The organism is endosymbiont of Lamellibrachia barhami, assembly GCF_011947365.2.
Lineage (GTDB): Bacteria > Pseudomonadota > Gammaproteobacteria > Chromatiales > Chromatiaceae > QGON01.
Genome location: NZ_JAAVSH020000001.1, coordinates 1,506,251 through 1,526,525, shown reverse-complemented (window position 1 = coordinate 1,526,525; position 20,275 = coordinate 1,506,251). Strand labels below are relative to the sequence as shown.

19 protein-coding genes and 1 pseudogene are annotated in these 20,275 nt (G+C 51.5%); 8 read left to right on the top strand and 12 right to left on the bottom strand.

Annotation, left to right across the window (positions count from 1 at the left end):
- The 3 genes from G9Q73_RS06875 to G9Q73_RS06865 all read left to right on the top strand — a co-directional run.
- The coding region (locus G9Q73_RS06875) for a PAS domain S-box protein (protein WP_177419132.1) at positions 1–2,112 on the top strand (2,112 nt) is incomplete at its 5' end.
- Positions 2,109–2,501, top strand: a complete 393-nt coding sequence (locus tag G9Q73_RS06870; RefSeq protein WP_177419131.1) for a response regulator — start codon at positions 2,109–2,111, stop codon at positions 2,499–2,501. The genes G9Q73_RS06875 and G9Q73_RS06870, both read left to right, overlap by 4 nt.
- A complete protein-coding gene (locus G9Q73_RS06865; protein WP_177419130.1) occupies positions 2,494–3,675 on the top strand; it encodes a GGDEF/EAL domain-containing response regulator in 1,182 nt (393 codons plus the stop codon). Before G9Q73_RS06870 ends, G9Q73_RS06865 begins: the two co-directional genes overlap by 8 nt.
- A gap of 18 nt (positions 3,676–3,693) precedes the next feature.
- On the opposite strand, the gene nhaA is transcribed toward G9Q73_RS06865, so the two are convergent.
- The 3 genes from nhaA to G9Q73_RS06850 all read right to left on the bottom strand — a co-directional run bounded on the left by nhaA (position 3,694) and on the right by G9Q73_RS06850 (position 7,631).
- A complete protein-coding gene (nhaA, locus tag G9Q73_RS06860; protein ID WP_177419129.1) occupies positions 3,694–5,052 on the bottom strand; it encodes a Na+/H+ antiporter NhaA in 1,359 nt (452 codons plus the stop codon).
- A 60-nt stretch (positions 5,053–5,112) separates the two neighbouring features.
- Positions 5,113–6,714 carry a cation:proton antiporter domain-containing protein gene (locus G9Q73_RS06855; protein ID WP_177419128.1) on the bottom strand — a complete coding sequence of 534 codons (1,602 nt, stop codon included), beginning with the start codon at positions 6,712–6,714 and terminating at the stop codon, positions 5,113–5,115.
- Positions 6,715–6,977: 263 nt separating this feature from the next.
- A complete protein-coding gene (locus G9Q73_RS06850; protein WP_177419127.1) occupies positions 6,978–7,631 on the bottom strand; it encodes a hypothetical protein in 654 nt (217 codons plus the stop codon).
- A gap of 95 nt (positions 7,632–7,726) precedes the next feature.
- Here G9Q73_RS06850 and G9Q73_RS06845 point away from each other — a divergent pair, with 95 nt between their 5' ends.
- Positions 7,727–8,362, top strand: coding sequence for a hypothetical protein (locus tag G9Q73_RS06845; RefSeq protein ID WP_177419126.1), 636 nt, complete (start codon positions 7,727–7,729; stop codon positions 8,360–8,362).
- A gap of 143 nt (positions 8,363–8,505) precedes the next feature.
- Here the strand turns inward: G9Q73_RS06845 and G9Q73_RS19970 are convergent, their stop codons facing one another.
- Positions 8,506–8,598 carry a hypothetical protein gene (locus G9Q73_RS19970; RefSeq protein WP_369408944.1) on the bottom strand — a complete coding sequence of 31 codons (93 nt, stop codon included), beginning with the start codon at positions 8,596–8,598 and terminating at the stop codon, positions 8,506–8,508.
- Positions 8,599–8,627: 29 nt separating this feature from the next.
- Positions 8,628–8,978, bottom strand: coding sequence for a transposase (locus G9Q73_RS19965; protein WP_177419125.1), 351 nt, complete (start codon positions 8,976–8,978; stop codon positions 8,628–8,630).
- Between the two features lie 119 nt (positions 8,979–9,097).
- Here G9Q73_RS19965 and G9Q73_RS06830 point away from each other — a divergent pair, with 119 nt between their 5' ends.
- Positions 9,098–9,337: a methyltransferase family protein gene (locus tag G9Q73_RS06830; RefSeq protein ID WP_177419124.1), complete on the top strand. Its 240-nt coding sequence runs from the start codon at positions 9,098–9,100 to the stop codon at positions 9,335–9,337.
- Between the two features lie 326 nt (positions 9,338–9,663).
- Here the strand turns inward: G9Q73_RS06830 and G9Q73_RS06825 are convergent, their stop codons facing one another.
- Complete coding sequence (locus tag G9Q73_RS06825; protein ID WP_177419123.1) at positions 9,664–10,992, bottom strand: diguanylate cyclase; 1,329 nt, start codon at positions 10,990–10,992, stop codon at positions 9,664–9,666.
- Positions 10,993–11,025: 33 nt separating this feature from the next.
- Here G9Q73_RS06825 and G9Q73_RS06820 point away from each other — a divergent pair, with 33 nt between their 5' ends.
- Entirely contained in the window at positions 11,026–11,619 is a 594-nt protein-coding gene (locus G9Q73_RS06820; protein ID WP_177419122.1) for a hypothetical protein, read from the top strand.
- Positions 11,620–11,711: 92 nt separating this feature from the next.
- On the opposite strand, the gene G9Q73_RS06815 is transcribed toward G9Q73_RS06820, so the two are convergent.
- From G9Q73_RS06815 to G9Q73_RS06800, 4 genes and pseudogenes are all read right to left on the bottom strand, one after another.
- A complete protein-coding gene (locus G9Q73_RS06815; RefSeq protein WP_177419121.1) occupies positions 11,712–12,956 on the bottom strand; it encodes an ISL3 family transposase in 1,245 nt (414 codons plus the stop codon).
- A gap of 438 nt (positions 12,957–13,394) precedes the next feature.
- Positions 13,395–13,772: pseudogene (locus G9Q73_RS06810) on the bottom strand (inorganic phosphate transporter); the annotation flags it as partial.
- A 177-nt stretch (positions 13,773–13,949) separates the two neighbouring features.
- The gene (locus tag G9Q73_RS06805) at positions 13,950–14,570 is read right to left on the bottom strand and encodes a TIGR00153 family protein (RefSeq protein WP_177419120.1); all 621 of its coding nucleotides are present in this window, start codon (positions 14,568–14,570) and stop codon (positions 13,950–13,952) included.
- A 249-nt stretch (positions 14,571–14,819) separates the two neighbouring features.
- A complete protein-coding gene (locus G9Q73_RS06800) occupies positions 14,820–15,134 on the bottom strand; it encodes a hypothetical protein (RefSeq protein ID WP_177419119.1) in 315 nt (104 codons plus the stop codon).
- Positions 15,135–15,501: 367 nt separating this feature from the next.
- Here G9Q73_RS06800 and G9Q73_RS20395 point away from each other — a divergent pair, with 367 nt between their 5' ends.
- Positions 15,502–16,641 carry a GNAT family N-acetyltransferase gene (locus G9Q73_RS20395; protein ID WP_369408854.1) on the top strand — a complete coding sequence of 380 codons (1,140 nt, stop codon included), beginning with the start codon at positions 15,502–15,504 and terminating at the stop codon, positions 16,639–16,641.
- 5 nt (positions 16,642–16,646) lie between these two features.
- Entirely contained in the window at positions 16,647–17,483 is an 837-nt protein-coding gene (locus G9Q73_RS06790; protein ID WP_177419118.1) for a metallophosphoesterase family protein, read from the top strand.
- A 26-nt stretch (positions 17,484–17,509) separates the two neighbouring features.
- Here G9Q73_RS06790 and G9Q73_RS06785 read toward each other — a convergent pair whose 3' ends face one another.
- Both G9Q73_RS06785 and G9Q73_RS06780 read right to left on the bottom strand, forming a co-directional pair.
- Complete coding sequence (locus G9Q73_RS06785) at positions 17,510–18,709, bottom strand: carboxylate--amine ligase (protein ID WP_177419117.1); 1,200 nt, start codon at positions 18,707–18,709, stop codon at positions 17,510–17,512.
- A gap of 202 nt (positions 18,710–18,911) precedes the next feature.
- The gene (locus G9Q73_RS06780) at positions 18,912–20,270 is read right to left on the bottom strand and encodes an HD domain-containing protein (RefSeq protein ID WP_177419116.1); all 1,359 of its coding nucleotides are present in this window, start codon (positions 20,268–20,270) and stop codon (positions 18,912–18,914) included.
- Positions 20,271–20,275: the final 5 nt, after the last annotated feature.

Below are 20,275 nucleotides of genomic sequence, written 5' to 3'. Positions count from 1 at the left end.
GACCTCATTATTCCAGACGAAATGCGTGAACAGGTAATTTCGGCCATCGACACTTGGGTGGAAGAGGAGAAAGAGATCCCCTCTTCAGAATTGACCCTGCGCAGGGCTGATGGTTCGCAGGTAGAGGTTTTTTCAAGCCACGTTATGTTCCGGAACAAAAATAATGAACCGGAGATGTATAGTATCGATGTAGACCTGACCGAACTCAAACGGGCCGAAGCCAAGGTGCGCAAGGGCGAACTGGTATTGAATTCCGTATTCCAGGCCCTGCCGGACCTGTTCTTCCTTATGGACAGGGACGGCACCATACGAGACTACCGCGCCCAACAAACATCTGCCCTATACGTACCGCCTGAGACCTTCCTCGGCAAATGCATGCAGGATGTGCTTCCATCCGCAGTCGCCAGCCAGTTTGATGAGAATCTGGCCAAGGTAAACACGCAGGGAGGGCTGGCCACATACGAATATTGCCTTGAAATGCCGCAAGGCCCCAGACAGTACGAAGCCCGCCTCAGCAGGTTACCCGACAGCCTACAGCTCATCGCCGTGGTGCGGGATATTACAGGGCGCAAGCTGGCTGAGGAGGCGCTGAAAAACAGCGAAGAACGTTACCGCACTATCTTTGAAGGTGCACCTGAAGGCGTTTGGTTGATTGGACCTGACCACCAGACTCTGGAGGTGAATCAGCGCTTGTGCGAGATGCTGGGTTATCGGACAGATGAAATGATAGGAAGATCCCCCCTGGATTTCGCCGATGAAGAGAACCAGAAAATTTTCCTGACACAAATGGAACGGATAGACACAACCAGCAGACGCAACTATGAGGTCGAGCTACGCCACCGTGACGGCCATAACATCCCGGTCTATTTCAACGCTATCACCTTGCACACAGACAAAGGCACAACCTTGGCGGCAGTCGCATTTGTGACTGACCTGACCGGCCAGAAAGCCGCTGAACAAGTCTTGCGCCGCGCCCAGAAGATGGACGCCATCGGTCAGCTCACCGGTGGCATCGCCCACGACTTCAACAATCTGCTGGGCATCATTATCGGCAACCTCGACTTTCTCAAACGCCTGGTTGGAGACAACGACAAATCCCTCAAGCGGGTGGACTCGGCATCAAAGGCCGCCCTGCGCGCCGCCGACCTGACACGGCAACTGCTGGGGTTTTCCCGCAAGCAGTCACAGGAGACGCGTCCCACCGACGTCAATCAGGTGATACGGGGCATGGAGAGTCTGATTGCCCGCTCGGTGACCCCGGCGGTGGAGGTGGAACTGCAGCTGACCGATGCCCCCTGGCGGACCCATATCGACCCCGGCGATCTCGAGGACGCCCTGCTGAACCTGATCCTCAACGCGCGGGACGCCATGCCACAGGGTGGAAAACTCACCATTGAGACCGCCAACAGGCAGCTGGACGCGGCCTATACCGAGCTGAATCCCACCATTGCCCCCGGCGACTATCTGCAATTGGCGGTGAGCGATACCGGCAGCGGCATCCCGGTGGAGATCATGGAGCAAATCTTCGACCCCTTCTTTACCACCAAACCACCAGAGAAAGGGACCGGCCTGGGACTGAGCATGGTGTACGGATTTGCCCAGCGATCCTTCGGTTACGTCAAAGCCTATTCGGAGGCCGGAGTCAGCACTACCATCCGGCTCTATCTGCCCCGTACTATTGAAGAGGCGAAGCGAACTCCAGAGACAGGCCCTGAGGAAATCCTGCCCTCTCAAGGCCATGAGACAATCCTGGTGGTCGATGACGAAAACGACCTGCTGGATCTGGCCAGGGACTACCTGGAAGAGGCAGGTTACAGAATCTATACTGCGACCAGGGGGGCGGAAGCCCTTGCGGTCCTCAAATCCAGAGACGATATCAACCTGCTGTTCAGCGATGTGGTGATGCCCGGTGGAATGAACGGTTATGAGCTGGCGGAACAGGCCAATGAACTCAACCCCGGCCTCAAGGTATTGTTCACATCAGGCTTCACCAAAAAGGCGGCCGCCAGAAATTTTCAGGCGCACGTTGCCGCCAATCTCCTGACAAAACCCTATAGCAGAGACGATCTGATGAAACGAATTCGAGAGATCCTGGATGGAGAAGAATCGTGAGTAAACCACGCCTGATTGTCGTTGATGACGATCCGGAAATGGCCGCACTGATCGCGGATGTCGGTGAGATGACTGGCTTTGAGTCAGAAGTATCAATCAGCGCAAAGGCACTTCTGGAAGCAGAAACCCAATCCCACCATGATGTAATCGTGATCGACCTGTTCATGCCGGATACCGATGGATTTGAGTTGATCAACACACTGGCCGACCTGGGGTGCACAGCCGCCATCATTATGGTCAGCGGTTACGACAAGGCCCTGCTCAGAGGCGCCGGCCAGATCGCCACGGCACACGGACTGAATCTGCTGGGCACACTCACCAAACCTTTCCGCCTAGAGGAGGTTGAGGCGCTGTTGCGCAAAGCAATAGACCACACAAGTCATGGCTGACAAGAGAAAATTGCTGGTGATCGATGATGAACCGGAAATCGGTGTGTTTGTGCGTGATGTCGCGCTGGATTTAGGCTACGAAGCAATCGCCATTCACCGCCCGGACAGCTTCGAAGAGTACTTCTCGGACGACATTGACCTGGTCGTACTTGACCTGATCATGCCCGGACGTGATGGAGTGGAACTCCTGCGCACTATGGCCGGGCGGGCTTCAACTGCCTCTATCATTCTGATCAGTGGCTATGACATCGGCGTACTTCACTCCGCACAGAAACTAGCCTCCGAACAGGGCCTCCACGTAGTCGGTACATTGACCAAGCCGATTCGCTACAGAGAACTGGAGGATATGCTCAACGCGATTGTTTACCCGCCTAAAAACAGACCACACGATGCAATCGAACTTCTTGAGTTTCCCTCTGAACAGGAGCTGCAACGGGCGATCAACAACGACGAGCTTGAACCCTATTTTCAACCACAAGTGAATTTTTCTGATAATTCACTGGTTGGCGTGGAGGCCCTGATTCGCTGGCGCCACCCGGCCCACGGACTGCTTATGCCGAATATCATCATCCCACTGGCCGAACAATTCGGATTGATGGACAAGCTCTCGGCAGAGGTGCTTCAGCAAGCATTCAAACAGGTCAGCGAGTGGATGGCTGCGGGACTGAAGACACGCGTCGCCATCAACATGGCGCCCTGTAATTTCAAAGACCTCAATCTACCGGAATTGATTGACGTGAAGATCAGGCAATATGGCCTGGGATCTGACCAGGTCACCCTTGAAGTGACTGAAACCACCCTCATGCAGGAGCTGATCAAATCCCTCGACATTCTGACCCGCCTGAGAATGAAGCGGATCAAACTCTCAATCGATGATTTTGGTACGGGTTATTCATCTCTGCAGCAACTGCATCGCATCCCATTTTCCGAAATGAAGATCGATAAGTCCTTCGTCATGCGGGCCACATCCGACAAGGAGGCGCTGGCCATTGTGAAGATGACTATCCTGCTGGGACACGAACTGGGTATGAAGGTGGTTGCCGAAGGCATAGAGAACCAGGAGACATGGGATCTTCTGTCAGACCTCGGATGTGATGTTGCTCAAGGTTACTTCATTGCAAAACCAATGCCGGGTAGACAATTGCCTGAATGGGTTAGAAACCACCTTCAATGAGCTTCGACGGATGGAAAGCTATTCGGCACTCTTCTCATGGGTAAAATAGAGCCAGAGAAAGCCCGAAACCCCAGCCAGCGCCGAGGCAAACAGAATCCCGGTTTTAGCCATCAACAGATCTTCAGCATGGTGAGCAAAACCCAGTTCCGCAATAAATATCGACATGGTAAAACCGATCCCACCCATCAGGGCTACACCGATAATGTGCTTGAAGTTCAAACCATGTGGCAGCGAGGTCAAACCAAGTCTCACGGCAACCCAGGAGAAGCCTGCGATGCCAATCAACTTTCCCAGAACCAGACCAGCAGCTATGCCCACTGAAACCGGGTGAGTGACGATACTACCCAAAGAGGACCAGTCGATTGGGATACCTGCATTGGCCAGAGAAAAGATGGGAATCACCAGATAGGCGGACGGCAAGTGCATCTTACGCTCCAGAATCTGAGCAGGCGCCTGCACCAACTGCACACCCTCTCCCAAGGCCCGAACCCGTGACCGCATTTCGTCATTGATGACGATATTCTCTTCACGCTGGTAGGCCCGTTTGATCTGCTCAACCATCCCATTGATCTGCGACAGAAAACGGTCCGGATCATACTTTGGGCGCATGGGAATAGTGAAGGCCAGAAAGATGCCTGCAAGCGTTGCATGAACGCCACTCTTCAGCATCGCTATCCAGAGCACAATACCCAGCAGGATATAGGGTAAAGGACGGCGTATTCCACCAAGATTCAATGAAACCAGCAATCCCAGCATGGCAGCTGCAATGGCCAGGGCAGGAATGTTTATTGTCTCAGTATAGAACAGCGCAATGACCAAAACGGCGCCCAGATCATCAACAATCGCCAGTGCCACCAGAAATGTCAGCAGGTTCTTGGGAACCCGCTTGCCCAGCAATGCCAAGGCGCCCAAGGCAAAAGCAATATCGGTGGCCATCGGCACACCCCAGCCATTTAAGGTGTGCCCCTCCGGATTGAAACTGATGTAGAAAAAAACCGGTACCAGCATGCCGCCAATAGCCGCAACTATCGGCAGCACCGCATGTTTCGGATCGGCAAGCTCCCCCACAAGAATCTCACGCTTGAGTTCCAACCCGACCACAAAAAAGAAGATCGCCATCAAACCGTCGTTGATCCAGTGATGCAGCGACTTGGATAGTTGGAACCCCGGCACGCCGATCGTAAACGGCAGTTCCAACAGATGATGGTAGGCCTCATTCCATTGGCTGTTGGCAACATAGAGCGCCACAACCGCACAGAGCATCAGCAGAACGCCACTGGTAGTCTGTCGGTGAATAAACTCTTCCAGAGGAGTCAATACCCGATCAAAGGCCTTTTCCCAGGGAGCGACATACTCTTTTTCGGTCGTTTTTTTCATCAAATAACTCTACTAGAGAACATTGGAAATCCAGTCAAACACCCTACCAGTGACCTTGTTTCATTGGGCATGACCTAGATCCTCAACATGTTCAGCAAAACCGGCGCCTGCTTCAGTGTAGATATTGAAAACAGCGGTCGCACCTGACTGTCGCAACAATTCCACCTCATCTGAAAATCTTGCCGTTGCAGCAATACGTCCGGAGAAAGATATCTCCTGTAGTTGCTCAAGGGCATCCAGATTAGCCTGAAGATTCGGCAGCGCCAGCATGACGAGTTCGATACTATGCCCTTGCTCTACTTTATCCCAGAAGTCCGCATCGCTGGGGTCGCCATGTAGCACTTTGCGTCCCATCGATTGGTGTCCCTTGACCAAATCGGCATCGAAATCGATACCGACGACAGTTTCACCATGAAGTACACGCATCTTATCGTAGGCGCCACAGCCTACCCTGCCCATGCCGAAGATGGCTATGGTTGCACCGAGCGTATCCAGAATCGTGTCATCCGGAAGCCTCTCCTTGCGCTGAAACTTCCGCCAATAATCTCTGAATGTGCTGTAGATTTTGTCATCCCTGCTGTTTAGTGGGGCCGCCACGACATAAGAGAGGGAGAGTGCAATAGCGATAACGATCAGCCACTCGCCATCCAGCCAACCATGCGTTACGCCAATGGCCGCAACGATCAAGCCGAATTCACTGTAGTTGGTCAGGTTAAGCGTTGCCAACAGGGAGGTCCGCGCCCGCAGTTTGAAACGGGTCATCAGCGCAAAAAAGATCGCGGATTTAACGAAAACAAAAGGCACCAACAGGGCCCCTATGATCAATGCCTCCAACGAAAGCTGACCTGACATGCCGATGGAGAGAAAGAAACCCACCAGAAACAGGTCCTTGAAACCCAGCATAGACTTGGCCATCTCCGCCGATTTTGGGTGGGCTGAGATCAATACCCCCAAGACGAGCGCCCCCAAATCATCCTTCACCCCGGCCAACTCAAAGAGTTCAGCCCCGCCCAATGCCAGCACCAGACCATATAGAATCAGCAGTTCACCATGACCCGTTTTCTGTAACAGATGGTGCAACAACGGTCGCAGCGGGATAAGCAGAAACAGCGACAGTGCCCAGAGTGACGGGAGCTTCCCTGTGGATGCCGCCAGAAAGATGACTGCAGCCAGATCCTGCATCACCAGGATGCCGATAGCGATCCGGCCATGCAGGGACTTCATCTCCCCTTTCTCCTCCAGCACCTTGACGACGAATACCGTACTGGAAAAACTCAAGGCAAAGGCAAGCATCAACGAAAGCTTGAGATCCAGACCGGAGAAGAGCGGCACACTCATCAAGGCAAGCGCAAATATTGCCGCCCCGAAGAGGACAATAATCAAGGCGATATGCAGAAGTGTCACCGACCAGACCTGAGGTCTTATCAGGACCTTGAGATTCAGCTTAAGGCCAACGGTAAACAGCAGCAGGGTGATACCCAGATCCGCAAGCTTCTGTAGCATCTCGCCGCTTACGATACCCAGGTAATTGAGCACGAAACCTGTCGCCAGAAACCCCACCAGCGGCGGCAATCCAATCTGTTTTGCCAGAAAACCCAGAAAAAAAGCCAGTGAGATCCAGGCAACATCTCCCAGCGCAACGGCAACCCATTCAAAATCCATGATAACTATTCAGATAGCAACGCAAAAATGTGATTCCAATGAGTCCTGAAACAGCTTTGTCTTTCATCAATCACCATCGTCGGAACACTGAAAATTCCACTCTCGAATGACTCCATTATGACACCACTCAATACGGAGAACAGTAGGATTTTAACCACGCGTATCCCAGTATATAGCAGGCCAGAATAGTAAATCATATGGATTCACACGCGAATGCATGTAAACCGGAGATGTCTGTTTCCTTCGTTATTATAGAAGGTTAGTCACATAAGAGTCTTTAGACCCTGCTGACCATTGCTTTCCTGTGGGAGTATTGAAAATCTGAGAATCCTGACAGGCGTTTTCGGATACATGCGAAAGTAGTAATCTCCCGGCTCTTCAATACGAACCGGAATATTCACCCTTCGATCAGTTGATAAGTAACAATCCTCCAGCGCCATTTCAAACTCTCCGGATATAAGATGAGTGATAACCTTTGCATCTTTCTCAAGCTCCAGTTCAATACGATACTGCCCCGGAGTAAAGTGACCTAGCGGAATGAAATAGTTTCTCTCCATAAAAGTCGTAAATTTATCCAAAATATCTGTTTTCCAAATTCTCTTTGAAGGTATAGGAGTCTGTATTGGATAATAGGCGCATTTTTCTTTCATGAAGTTAAGAATGTCGAACAACTCCTTTTGTAGCCATTGCTTGCCGGATGCCTGCCCGTAGTGCCTCAGGACATGACTGCTTGATTTCTCAAAGGCCTGGTCGAAACTCAATCGACCACTGCATTGTGCCTCATGGCATTTTGCGCAGATGGTGTTGAATATAACCACGGATTCGGTGAATGCCTCACCCTCTGCAGCGAATGCAGGCGGTAAAAACACAAGAAGGCCCAGAAATCCAAAAGACCTGATGACAGATTGCCATTTCATAGACACCACTCCACCAGCCTGTTACAGGATTCAAAATATCCACCCCCGCCCATCAGGCTTACTGTTAGTATCTACAAATACCACAGTAAAATACTATGACAGTTATCAATCCAAACAAGATTTATTCTTATCTTGATGCAGGCGATCCCATCAAGAACGCCCACTATGGATGGCTACACATGACGTTAAGCGAAAAAATCAAATTGGATGGAGCGCCCATCCTGCTCTTTGCCCTGATCGTCGGAAGCAAGAGTTATGGACTCTGGAGCTATCTGGCTGACAATCCAAATCTTTGGATGATGCTGAAAAACATCGGCAGCATGGGTCAATATGGACAGGTTGGCGCCTATTATCTTACTAACGAGTTAACCTACATCCTCTACTTCATAACAGCGCTGGCCTTTGATTTTCTTGCATTTTACAGTTTTATTGTGCGCGGGGAGGCTAAAAGCAAACCCCAGGGATTTTGGGAAAACCTGTTTCCACTATTGACCGTATTCGTCCCTGTCATTGGCTTCACACTGTTATTTTTTCCACAAGTCAGGCAATTCGTGCCCGATTATTCACCGGAAACACTGGAAATTTTCAGAAGCATCACACCACTGTTCAGTTTCTATTTCACCATGACAGGTTTCATAATAGGTCTCTTTGGAGCTGCTTTCAGCATATGGGCGATCAGCTACCTGAAACGCTCCTTTGGTCTGCGTGCCGCCGTCCGCACACTAGTGTAGTGTCCTAATTTGATTGTATATTATCAAGGGTTAATCGCGCACGGTTTACTTTTTCTAAAATGTCTTCAGCAGATTTTGTCCAAACAAAAGGTTTGGGGTTTTTGTTGTTCTTATCGATATACTCAATAATCTTTTTTTCCAGCTCAACTACCGAGTAAAAATACCCCTTTTAAGTTCTCTGTAAGTACGCCAAAAAATCGTTCTACCAAATTAAGCCATGATGAACTGGTCGGTATGAAATGCAGAAATACACGTTTATTCCGCCTCAGCCAGTTTCGTACTTTCGTAGCATGCGTGCGCGATTATCAACAATAATATGCAAGTCTTTATCTTTGTCAGTTTGACCTTCAACCTTCTTCAGGAATTTAAGAAATTCTTTGTGCGTATGCTTTTGGTAACACTCACCCGTCACACTTCCAGTAGCAACATCAAGCGCTGCAAAAAGTGTACTCGTACCGTTTCTTTTATAATCATGCGTTATGGTTCCACAGCGACCTTTCTTCAATGGAAGACCCGGTTGCGTGCGGTCCAACGCCTGGATTGATGTCTTCTCATCAACACAAAAGACAATAGCGTTTTCAGGTGGATTTAAATATAAGCCCACTACATCACACAATTTCTCTTAGATAATGTGATTTTTGCTGCTACTCTCATACATAATAATCCTGCCATTCATGAATAGCAGGATTATACCAATAACCACTTAATATGCCTTCAATTTAGGACGCTACACTAGTGACTACAGGCCCTTACACCAGAATCCGGCATCCTCTCTATTTCGGTGAGATCGTACATATCTTTGGGATCGCCATCCTGTCCGGAACACCTATGGGGTTCTATCTTTTTATCGGCGCAGTATTGCTGCAGATCGTGCGCGCCAAGATTGAAGAGCGTAAGTTTATGAGAACCCTAGCGGAATACGAAGACTACAGGAAAAGTACCGGATTCCTGTGGCCCAAGCTGGTAAGAGTCTAATCATTTTCACCGCATCCCAGCAGACTCAAACCTACTAAATACTTTATAGGACAGGCGACATACACAAATGAGCGAGTCGGCGGCATGCGACCCACATGGATGTGGGAAGGTAGAACAACGCAGGTGCAGTTGCCGAGAAGCCGCCGTCGAACCTACAGGGATGTATATTCGGCGTCCCTCAATTGGGGATGCCGCCTATCCAACGTTCTCCTTGGTAAACTTTAGAAATCGCGGGGGATATGTGATTCACACTCACTGCTGACTGAAGAAGCATGAATTTAAGTCTTCGACTGCACCGAACACCTATCCCTCCCAGAATCCCTTATTCAAGGTGTCTTTATTTGATCGCGCCCGGCGTTTTTCGCTGCATACATCGCAGCGTCCGCAGCTCCCAGTAAATCCTGCCAGGATTGGCCATGTACCGGAAAGGCAGCAACACCTATGCTGGCAGTCATCTTGATTTTTGTGTCCGTATCAAGTGGGACAGAAAGAGCTGCAATACTGCTCCGCAGACGCTCCGCCAGCCCCATGGCTTCTTGAAGTGGAGTTTCCGGCAGGACAACGATAAATTCCTCACCGCCATAACGGGCCACATAATCCGTTTTACGAATCGAAACCTCCAATTCCTTTGCCAGGCATTGAAGTACTGAATCCCCGGACAGATGGCCATACGTATCGTTGATCGACTTGAAATGATCTATATCCAACAGAAACACAGAAAGATCGCGGTTATACCTTGCCGCCCTATGCAACTCCTCTTCTATTCGATTCTCCAGAGCCTTGCGGTTATACAGCCCGGTTAAGGCGTCGTGGGTTGCCAGGTGTTCGAGTTCCTGCTGTGTGGCATGCAGATGATTAAGCATGGTTTGGAAGGCGTTTGCCATCTGCCCCAGTTCGTCACGGCGATCAATGGCTGGAATGCGTACCTCATCACCTTTGGCAATTCTGTCAGCCGCGATAGTGAGCTGGTTGATCGGCCTTGTCAGGCGTCGGGCCAGCAGGGCCATCCCAATACTGATGAGAAAAACTGTTATCACCACGCCAAATGTCAAACGCCGCCCATACCCTTGCGAAAGTTCATTGATCACATCGTGAGATACAAGGGCCGCTATCATAATTTGCTGTGTCTGATCCAGTGGATTGTAACGCAGATGGGTCTCAATTAAGCTTGCCGATTGTTCCGTAAGATCCTGGAATTCATACCCTTCATGGAAACGCAGCATTTGTTTGAATGTGGAATAATCCTTCTCTAGTCCGGGGCTCCCACCCAGTGCATGGCTAAACCGCCGATCCTTGTCAGGATGAAGGAGATAGTCGCCCTTCTGATCGGCCATGATGAAAGAGACATTGGCTGGAGGTGCATCAAAGGGATCGACCAAGGCATTGAAATCGGCATTGATAACCACCACACCAAAAACAGTGCCGTTCTTTGTATGGATGGGTGCAGCCACCCGCATTACGGGCTGCAGTGGAAAGACGATACTGCCATGCTCCTTGTTCAGCTCCACCCTGGAGAGATGCTGCTGGTTCGGTTGTAAACGGATAGTTTCCCTAACATAATCACGCTGGCCTTTGCGCAGTTTGGGGTCAGAGTAACAACTGTTCTTGGAGTTGTTACTCTGACCCCAAACTTTGACCCCAAACTTCAGTATCATTCACAACTCCTCATCTACAATCAGCAGCGCTATATGATTACAAAATTCCCTACGACACCCACCATCACACTCTACGATCCTCTGGCCGATCTGCTTGGTGCCGGGGACGGTCATTTTCACTACACCTTCGATGATGTGGTGAAACTCTCCGGTCACGCCTGTCCTACGGTAGCGGGTGCATTTCTGATGGCAATCCATGCCCTTGAGGCACTGTATGGTGAGGAGACCCCACAGCGTGGAGCGATCCGTGTCACTATCGCCGGCGCTGAAGACCAAGGGGTGAATGGCCCCATCAGCCAGGTATTCACTCTATTGACCGGTGCCGCCGGGCGTAACGGTTTTCATGGACTTGGAGACCGATATGTTCGTCAGGGGTTGATGTATTTCACCGCCGATTCCACTGGCAGCTTTATCTTCACCCGTGCAGATAACGGTGACTCCGTCAGCGTCTCTTATGACCCGGCCAGCATCCCACCCAACCCCGACATGCTCCCCTTGCTGCAACAAATTCTTCAAGGCCAGGCAGAACCATCCACCCTGCAGCAGTTTCGGGAGATGTGGAGGGATCGGGTGATTCGCATCCTCGAGGATGGAGGTGAGAAGACCATCACATTGAGCGGTCAGTGATATCATTCAGCAAACAATTAATTGGCTATATCCGGATTTACCAACTAGTGAATTGCGGTAATTCAGCTGTTTCATAAGGATTCAAGGCTATCTCACAGTGTACGCAAATGACTGGGAATCTGCGCAGGAACATCGAGGTCACCAATGGTCAGGTAAATCATGTCGGCGAAACTTTCTAGATTGCGATATCCAGAAGCTCGGTTTTTGACGATTTTGACAATGCGGTTAAGGCCCTCACCAACGGCATTGGTCAAGTTTCTGTCGACGAAGGAAAGGATGTTCTCGAAGTGATTTCGCAGTGTGCCGACAAACTTGCGCAACGAAGGAATACGGCTTTGCAGTGCGGCAGTAATCCAGCGCTTGAGGAACTTCTCTGCCGAGGCGCGATAGCTGTAATTCCAGAAATGCTCAAACTCATCCTTGAGTACCCAGGCGCGGTGGATCCGGCGGTTGGAGTTGCGCAGGCTATTGAGGAAGCGGGTATTTCCCTTGGTGCGGTTTCTGGAATGCATGCTGAGCAACCAACGCAGCCCCTTGATCGCTTTGCGGCCATGGGTGTCGAGGACTCGCCACTCATCCTTGCGCACCTCGTCTACAGCTTGGTTGAGCGCCTTCACTACATGGAAACGGTCGATGACGAGCGTGGCATTGGGGCAGTGATGCTTGATCGCCTCAGTATAGGCGCGACTCATATCACAACTGGCCCACAGGATACGGGATTTCTGTCCCTTGCTCAGTCGCTCGTTGAAGAAGCGGTCAATAGTCTCGCTGCCTTTACCCAGGCCTACCCAGAGGATGTGGGAGCGGTCCAGATCATAGACCAGGGTGGCAAATTTGCGCTCTTTGCAGAAGGAGATTTCGTCCACTCCGAGCGTCTTTACGCCACGGATCTTATGGCCATCTCTCATCCGGTTGATAATGCGGTGCAACAGATCGGACAACGTCGAGGCAGCCATTTTCAAGATCTCAGCAGCGGCCTTCTGAATCATGATCTGGCACAGGGCGCAGATGCGCCACTCCAGGCGGTAGGTGATGCGTGAATAGGGTGGCGCCCATGGGATCATCTCCTGTACGCGCCCGTGCGTCGTGCATTGGATCTCCTTCGGTGCATACCAGAACAGGACCTTCATGCCCATGAGGGTGAGATCCTCCCACCTGCGAAGCTCGGTTGCATAGCGCACGATCCGGCCACGCCGCCCACATTCTGGACAGCGGCAGCCATTTTTGTATGGCTTGATCGCAAGATGCAGTTCTCTATCACGATTTTTGAACCAAAAACTGGTGATCTTCATGCCTTTCAGGCGTAATATTTTGCTTAGCAACTTCAGGTTGCTCACGGGTTTCTCCTCCTTCTGGTCGACGCCAATCAACAGAAGGAATGAAGCCCGTGTTTTCGTTTAAAATCAAGTCATTAAATCAGTGAAAAATCATTGGGAAACCCGGATAGACCCATTAATCTTGCCAGACATAATCTCCTGCCACCATTTACTTTGTGAAGAATGATCGGAACGCTGTGTGCGGAATGACTACATGCACGATATGATGGAGGTAGGTATTCGCTGTCCTGTCCATATTTAGGCGTCAGCAAATGAAAGAAGCATCGAATACCAGTGATGGCTGAAATAATGAACTGTTTTCTCTTCTCAACCATATACTGTCTATTAAGGCATTAAAGTACATCCTTTTTATAGTTGTAAATCTATATGAGAAAAAATAATAAGGCAAAATATCTAGTACTCATCAGTATTCACGGATTAATTCGAGCTCATAATCTTGCCGACGATAGCACCGACGATGGTGTGAGTGGTAGAGACGGGCCAGCCCCTGGTCGAGGCAATCATCAGCCAGATGCCGGCAGCTAACAGGGCCGCCAACATCCCGTACACCAGCAGCTCCGGTGATCCGGCGATACTGGCAGGGTCGATAATCCCCTTGCGGATGGTACTTGTGACGCTACCACCGGCAATAAAGGCGCCGGCAAATTCAAAGATGGCGGCGATGATAATGGCCTGTTTGACCGTGATGGCGCCGGAACCTACCGACACGCCCATGGCATTGGCGACATCATTGGCGCCGATACCCCAACTCATATAGAGACCAAAGACGACGGCCATACCGATAAACAAAAAACCCCATTCGGAGATAATTTCCATTGCTGGATTACTCAATTTCCCCTGGCCGGAGGCAAAAAAGCCTCCCCACACGCCAGACGTGTTAAACAAATAAAATGATGTCAGCCATCCGGCCTGATGCCGGAGGTGATGACTCGATCAACGAACGTCAATACCAACGCGGTCACCAACCTTCTCGCCGTAATCCGCCAATCCTTGCTATCCTGCCTGCAGCGTCTGGTACCAGAACATGACAGAGACGGGTTTGAGATCATCCTCCATTGCAAACAGGCTTTGAGCGAGTGCAATCCCCATGTCGTCGGTCTCATCTTCCAGCTTGCTGAGCGCTTCGACCATCTCCTGCACCTTAGTGGCCTCGCGGCCCCGAAAACCGGTCTCGATCAGCTCATCCAGCTCTTCGACGATCGTCGCAGCATGATTGCAGGTATCGACACAGCGTTGCACAAAGGCGACCAATGGCTCAGCCATGCCCTCAGGCACCGACATATCCCGTTCCGTCATCAAGCCGGCGATATCCTGTGCGACGTTGGCAATGGTGTCCTGCATGTCCAGTAACTCCAGCAGATCACGGCGATCGACCGGCATGAACAGGCTTTTTGGCAAGTGTGCCCGCAGGTTATGTTTGAGGATGTCCGCTTCGCCCTCTTTTGCAAAAATCTTCTCCTTCTGCTCGACAAGTGCCGTGTTGTCTCCCGCCACCAAGGCATCAAACAGGGCAGGAACCTCATTAACGCACTCGTCAACGATGCGCATATGGGCCTGCAGTGGCTTGAACGGGCTGCTTCCCAACAGGGAAGCAATAGGGTTGGTTGTCCGCATGTATGTCTCCGTATAAGTAATTAACATCGATAAATCACGTAGCGTGAACCTAGGCCTTTGCGCACAAGGTAAAGACAGCCACCGCCATGCAGGTGACCCTTCCCTTAGCCGAAAGCAAAAGGCGACGCAAAGAAGCCCAGTCAGTGGATCTTCTTCATCCTTTAAATTCAGACGAAATTTTTGTATCTCAAAAGGCTCCCCCCCTTTTTCGTTGGACGTCACTGCCGCCGCGAAATGCGGCAAGCAGTTTTAATACTTGCCATGACTCAGCCATAGCGCCTCCGCCCTCTCCATCTCACATGCACCGGAGGCAGCGATCGAGGGGGTTGGAACAAGATCAACCTGCAGATCCAATCTTTTGTAAGCGACAGCCCCAAGGATCATCTTCATTGTGTTGAGACACTGATTATCGGCATCCAAACGGATAATCGCCCAAGGTGCGGACGGGTCGTTATTCTCTGTTGCCGCGTTAAGTTGTTCTGTCATATTTCGCCTCCCTCTGAGGCCAATACGATCCCCCTCATGAGCATTTTTCTCACGCTTTTTGAAATAGTTATTTTTCATGCACATATTACTCCTGTTAGTGCATTTCCGCATCAGGTACTGTAACAAAACCGTCATATAACCGACATATTATTGAGCTGGGTCAATTAGCCGAGAGGAGATCAAACTTGTTAATGAGATCAGGTCAATACTCTGCCGCCGCCGACTTGATCCCGGTACGCCGAATTATAGGCAGAGTGGAAATTTCTCAGAAATGACACGTCCCGGTTGACAGTAGGGTTGAGGGGTGGCGAGAATGACCCTCTGCTTAAAAACCGCGATGAGAAGAACAATGAAATGGAACCAAAGCCAAGCACTGGACGGTGCGGCTAAATCCATCTCCCATCACAAAAGCAAATTCCTATCTCTCTAATATAAAGTGAATTTCGTGACTGCCAAACATTTATCTCTGGAAACAAAAATAATCACCCGCTGGTCCGACTTCGACCCGCTCGCCAAGGAGTGGAACGATCTGTTGCAGCGGTCACGCTCCAACACGATCTTCCTCACCTGGGAGTGGCTGCAGACCTGGCGCGAGGTCACGCAGGAAGCCGCTAAGCCGTTTGTCGTCACCGTGCGCGATGAAAATGGACGACTGGTTGGAGCGGTGCCGTTTTATGTCTCGGAACTGCGCCTGCTAAAAGTGCTCCCGTTCCGCACCCTGCGTATGATGGCGGATCATGCAACCGGCTCCGAGTACGCTGACTGGATCGTCGATCCTGATGTAGAGACGGCGGCCCTGTCCGCCATTGCGGATGCCCTGCTGGCTGCAAAGTCGGATTGGGATACCATCTGGATGCCCCGCATGGCGGGCTGGACAGGGGCCATGGAGAGAATCAAGGCAGCCTGCGAAGAGAAGGGACTGTTGCACCACTCGCGTACTACAGTCTTCAGCTACTTCGATCTCCCCGACTCGATGCAGCTCTATGAAGAGAGTTTCTCCTCCAAGCGCCGACAGCAGATGCGCCGCAAGCGCCGCAAATTACTCAATACCGAAGGTGTCGAGGTGGTACTCTGTGAAAAACCGGAAGATCTCCCCCAATTCATCGAGACCCTGTTCGAGCTGCACTACCGACGCTGGCAGCTCGATGGCCAGGTAGGCGCCTTTCGTCGCAAGCCCTACGAGGCTGAATTCTATCGCCAGTTTTCTCGCATCGCCCTGAAGAACGACTGGCTGTGGCTGATCGCACTCACAGACCACGGGGAGATCAAATCGGTCCAGATCGGCTATGTTTACAATGGTGTCTTTCTGCAACTGCAGGAGGGCTTTGATCCCGACTATGTGCAAGGCTCAGGCAATGTGCTGCGTACTGAAGTGATTGAGCGGTGCATCGATGCAGGCATCTCCGGTTACGACTTTCTGGGTGGTGGAAGCGAGCATAAACGGCGATGGGGAGCGGAGGAACGGGATGGCTACGATCTATTCATCGCCCACCCGTCAAAGCTGAAAAACAAGCTGCTTTTCTCCAAGGAGATCTGGCCCTCAGGACGCTACATTGACGAGATCGGTTTGCTGGGCGGCGCCTAAATCACATGGGGACTATCGCCCTCTTTTCTGATGTGCATGGCAATATCGATGCCTTACGGCACGTATTGGACGACATTAAGTCCGTTGGAGCGGAACGGATCATCTGCCTCGGCGATCTTGCCTCCTACAATGCGGATCAGCACACCTGCATGGAACTGCTGCGGAGCCAGGATATCGAGTGGATCGCAGGCAATCACGACCTGATTGCCGCAGGCCTGCTGGCCCCACTGGCATGCAGTCCCTACGCACTCTACTCCTCAACCCAGGCAAGAAAACGGCTCAAACCTGAATGGCGGGAGTACATCCGCACGCTTCCCTTGATGATCGTAGAGGAGAAATTCTGCGCCTTTCACGGCTCTCCGGACAAGGTTGATGAGTACCTGTCCCGGGAAGAGCGATTACGCAAGGCCGTCAGAATCATCAGGGAGAGAGGGTTGCCCCCGCTGGCATTCTTCGGACACACCCATCTCACCAAGGCGACTAGGATTCAGGAAGACGGCAGCTTGATTTCCTTGGGAGACGGCGAGATAGAACTCCAGGATGATGGAGTGTTCCTGGTCAATGTAGGGACAGTTGGCGAGCCCAGGGGCGAGGTGAAATGGGCCAGTTATGTGCTTTATGATCCCGATGCGGGGAAGGTGACATTCCGCAGAGTGGAGTTTGATCATGAAACATCCTGGCAACGCTCCATAGAGCAGAAGTGGCGCCGGAAGAACTCAAATGGGTTTAGCGGATTATACGACAGGTTTCGGCGTAAGGCAGGTCGCCTGCGTCACCGGCTCTTCCCTCGCACGGCGGATGATTCCAGCCTCGATGCGCTGAAAGAGCGCATGGACTCCTGATCCAGTGTGGTTAACGGGCGAGAGGACTACTTCAGCTTCCCGATGCTGTGTTTCATGTAGTCGAAGGTCTTCACCAAAAACGGCATGGGATCGCGCCACTCGAACATAGCGTAGACCTTCGGCCGCATCAAAGAACTTAGCCATTGCCAGGTGGTGAGCTGACCGGACGGGCGGTAGTCTTTGACGAATGAACGAAAATCGCGGCCCAGATGTAACCAACGCAAGTCGTCTTTATAGTCACCCGGCACCTCCATTGGCAGACCGCACAGATCCCGATAGACAAGTTCCGCCAGATTAATGCCTGCCCGTGCGCCCAAATGATTCCACAAGGTGAAGCGCAGGTTAATCTCCAAAACGAAATAGCGGCCACTGTCGACATCCTTCTTGAAGTCAATCTTCATGACACCACGAATGCCAAGTTTCTCAGCCACTTCCAGTCCGAGCCGTGTGACTTCGTCATCGCGAATCAGGCCTACGTAGCTACTCTCCCCACCCATGGAGGGATAGGTCCTGATCTTTTTGCCGACATATGAAGCCACCGGCTTGCCATCACGACCGACGAAGGTATGGAAGGAGTAGATCTCCTCCTCGCCGCCACGAATAAACTCCTGTACAACAAATTTTTCGGTGAATTTACGGATTCCTGACAAAGCGTGCTCGCACTCTTCACGATTCTGCGCCAGCAGTACCTTCTGCGGCATATCTCCCGCATCTTTTACCGCCTCTGACTCAAACCAACCCAAGTGGGAGTCGGGTTTGAAGACGCAGGGGTAGCCGATCTGTTCTTCGATCTGGGCGCAATCGAGGGAAGGGGACTCCACCAGGCCTTTCGGTACCGGCAGGTCATACTCCTGGGCAAGCTTGGCAAATGCCATCTTGTCCGAACACTCTTCCAGTATCCGCTGCTCAGGCATGGTGAAACGGAAATATTCCGACAGAACCTCCCGGTGCCTGATAACAAAAAAGAGCACCCAATCATCACCGAAAAAGAGGACCGGTTTCTCGGAATAGCCCTTTGCCAATTCAATCAGACGCTCAAGAAACAGCGTCTCATTCTCCATTAAATCTTCCATGGTCAAACCAACGCCACGATAAAATCGTGAGTAGACGCTGGGATCCTTGGGCGCACGGGGAATCAAAACGAAGGGAATACCTGTCCCTTCTAATTGCCGCAGCAGTATCAGTCCGCCGATGACGACTGCGGGAGTGGTGAAAGAAGCTGTCATAAGTCGTGAGGAAGAGTCATATTTCGGGGCGGCTATATTAGCTATTTTGCCTTTTAAGTGTCAACTTGAGAAACTGGGTATGTCTCCTTTGTCGACAGGAGAATTTTGTTGGATTTGAAGAATTTCTCATTGTGTCGTTCATCGGCGGCAGACGCCAGGAGTGAAAGTCCGGAACTACCTCCCACACGACTCATGCAGATCTCTACACCGTTTCTTCCCCATCCCAAAGAATCAACTCCTCGATCCGCTGCGTCATTCGTGCGATCTGCGGCCAGTTGTGCGCGACGATATCCTGGGAGTGGGCCAGGTTGTTACGCAGTGACTCCAACTCCTTGACTACATTCTTGGCCGTGCGGCGGCTGTCGAATCCAAGCGATTGCAGTTGACTGTCATCATTGATCAGGATCTTGGCCTTGTCGGAAAATTGCAGGCAGTCCAGAAGACGACCGGACTGACCTCTGCGGGTGCGCTCCTGCTGCATCTCAAGCGCCTTGGCCAGGCGCGACTCACTCAACTGCTCACGCCAAAGATCATCTGGAAAGATTCTCTCAATCCGTTCCACCAGATTCATCTCTATGATGGTGACCATGCCAAACAGCCACATGCGCACAATCGGTTTCTGTATATGCTCCCGCAAAATAATGCCGGAAACGCCACCCACCATGGAGACGAAACAGCTCTCATGCCGGGTCAGAACATGTATCACATCGGAAAGTGATGCAGTCTCACGCAGCACCTGTCCCCTGGCAAATGACCGGTGGTGATCCCGGCAAAAACCGGAGAGCAGATCCTCTTCATGAACATATCCGCTGACCAATCCGTCATCCCGCAACCCGACTACCGACCAGCCATTTTTCTGCAATATCTTGCGTACAGATTTTGCCGATGTTTCCGCATCGAATGAAGCCAGGGGCTCGGCAATATCCCGCGCAGAGAACGACTTGGTAAACAATCGCAGGGCACGTCTCTGTTCAAAATTCTCACCGATACCGGTACGTACAGGCGCCGCTATTGAGTTTGACACTGCGGCGGGATCGTGACCAATCTTCTCCTGACAGCGTGCCCAGACTTTACGAGCCTGCTTTTTCAACCGCTCATCGCCCTCCTCAAGAACCTCGAGCAGCGCCGTCATCTCCGCCAGATAGACACGTCCAAAACGGGGATCATGCTTGCAAATATCCCGGCAGTTATCGGTAAGATCCGCCAGCTTGATGGTCTTCGCCCGAACCGATGCCTTTGCCGTATGATCGCGATCGATCGCCTTACGCACCGCCCTGTTGCCGTCACTGGCACGACTGATGTCCGTCAGATCCGATACCAGGGCCGCCACATCCGGACCAAAGGTCGTTTCAATATCGCGCACCGTGGCAGTGGTATCCTCCACCGTGTCATGCAGCCAGGCCGCTGCGATCATGTGTTCATCATCGGTGACCTCCGACACGATCTCAGCTACCGCCCGCAGATGGACATCGTAGGGTTGATTGGAATATTTACGCCGTTGATCGATACGCGCATGGGCCTGGGTGGCATAGAGTGCCGCCCGTTCAACCAGATCACTCATAACCG

Coding starts and splice junctions, on each gene's coding strand:
- G9Q73_RS06865 (WP_177419130.1), top strand. CDS start 2,494: ATGGCTGACAAGAGAAAATTGCTGGTGATCGATGATGAACCGGAAATC.
- nhaA (WP_177419129.1), bottom strand. CDS start 5,052: ATGAAAAAAACGACCGAAAAAGAGTATGTCGCTCCCTGGGAAAAGGCC.
- G9Q73_RS06855 (WP_177419128.1), bottom strand. CDS start 6,714: ATGGATTTTGAATGGGTTGCCGTTGCGCTGGGAGATGTTGCCTGGATC.
- G9Q73_RS06850 (WP_177419127.1), bottom strand. CDS start 7,631: ATGAAATGGCAATCTGTCATCAGGTCTTTTGGATTTCTGGGCCTTCTT.
- G9Q73_RS06845 (WP_177419126.1), top strand. CDS start 7,727: ATGACAGTTATCAATCCAAACAAGATTTATTCTTATCTTGATGCAGGC.
- G9Q73_RS06825 (WP_177419123.1), bottom strand. CDS start 10,992: ATGATACTGAAGTTTGGGGTCAAAGTTTGGGGTCAGAGTAACAACTCC.
- G9Q73_RS06820 (WP_177419122.1), top strand. CDS start 11,026: ATGATTACAAAATTCCCTACGACACCCACCATCACACTCTACGATCCT.
- G9Q73_RS06805 (WP_177419120.1), bottom strand. CDS start 14,570: ATGCGGACAACCAACCCTATTGCTTCCCTGTTGGGAAGCAGCCCGTTC.
- G9Q73_RS06800 (WP_177419119.1), bottom strand. CDS start 15,134: ATGAAAAATAACTATTTCAAAAAGCGTGAGAAAAATGCTCATGAGGGG.
- G9Q73_RS06790 (WP_177419118.1), top strand. CDS start 16,647: ATGGGGACTATCGCCCTCTTTTCTGATGTGCATGGCAATATCGATGCC.
- G9Q73_RS06785 (WP_177419117.1), bottom strand. CDS start 18,709: ATGACAGCTTCTTTCACCACTCCCGCAGTCGTCATCGGCGGACTGATA.
- G9Q73_RS06780 (WP_177419116.1), bottom strand. CDS start 20,270: ATGAGTGATCTGGTTGAACGGGCGGCACTCTATGCCACCCAGGCCCAT.